Origin of the sequence: Halomonas gemina (assembly GCF_023554995.1) — a bacterium.
In the GTDB taxonomy this organism is placed as follows: Bacteria; Pseudomonadota; Gammaproteobacteria; order Pseudomonadales; family Halomonadaceae; genus Halomonas; species Halomonas gemina.
In genome coordinates, this window is the sequence record NZ_JAMJPK010000042.1 from 1 (window position 1) to 255 (window position 255).

General features: G+C 49.8%; 1 rRNA gene. It reads left to right on the forward strand.

Features of this window, described 5'->3' with window-relative positions:
• Window positions 1-255 (forward strand): 23S ribosomal RNA (locus M8009_RS18970); the annotation flags it as partial.

Genomic DNA, 255 nt, shown 5'->3' on the forward strand with positions numbered 1-255 from the left:
GGAGCATGCAGGTCATGTGACCGCGTACCTTTTGTATAATGGGTCAGCGACTTATTTTCAGTGGCGAGCTTAACCGTATAGGGGAGGCGTAGCGAAAGCGAGTCTTAACTGGGCGACCAGTCGCTGGAAATAGACCCGAAACCGGGCGATCTATCCATGAGCAGGTTGAAGGTTGAGTAACATCAACTGGAGGACCGAACCAGGATCTGTTGAAAAAGATTTGGATGACTTGTGGATCGGAGTGAAAGGCTAATC